Genomic DNA, 699 nt, shown 5'->3' with positions numbered 1-699 from the left:
GACCACCTGGCGCAGGGGCACGCCCATCGGCAGTTCCCACGCCCCCGGGCGGCGTACCCGGCCGCTGACACCGAACAATTTGGTGCCGCCATCGGGGCTGCCCGGGGCCAGGTCGCGGAACCAGGCGGCGCCGTTGGCCAGGATGTGCGGCACGTTGCACAGGGTTTCGACATTGTTGACCACGCTGGGCGCGCCCCACAGCCCGCCCACCTGCGGGAAGGGCGGCTTGCTGCGCGGCTGGGCGCGGTAGCCTTCGAGCGCGGTGAGCAAAGCCGTTTCCTCGCCGCAGATATAGCGGCCGCCGCTGGCATGGACGTGGATGTCGAAATCGAAGCCCGAGCCGAGAATGTCGCGCCCCAGCCAGCCGGTCTGCCGGGCCTGGGCGATCGCGCGTTCGAGCCGGTCGAACGCCAGGTGATATTCGCCGCGCAGGAAGATCACGCCCTCGGACGCCTGGATGGCGTAGCCGGCGATCAGCATGCCCTCGAGGAGCTGCATGGGGTTGCCTTCGAGCAGCAGCCGGTCCTTGAAGGTGCCGGGTTCCATTTCGTCGGCGTTGGCCACCAGGTATTTGCGGCGCGCGCGGGCCGGCTGCCTGGGCACGAAGCTCCATTTCTGGCCGGTGCCGAAGCCGGCGCCGCCGCGCCCGCGCAGGCGGGAGTCGGTGACTTCGGCGATCACCGCGTCGGGCGTGAGGTC

The 699-nt window shown here is 70.5% G+C and carries 1 pseudogene; it reads right to left on the bottom strand.

Annotated elements, in window-relative coordinates:
* Nucleotides 1-699: pseudogene (locus tag HUK84_RS21500) on the bottom strand (NADH-quinone oxidoreductase subunit F); the annotation flags it as partial.

This window comes from Nguyenibacter vanlangensis, from assembly GCF_013376155.1.
Taxonomy (GTDB): Bacteria; Pseudomonadota; Alphaproteobacteria; order Acetobacterales; family Acetobacteraceae; genus Gluconacetobacter; species Gluconacetobacter vanlangensis.
Note: the sequence above shows the minus strand (reverse complement) of the source record. Positions and strands in the feature narration are given on the sequence as shown.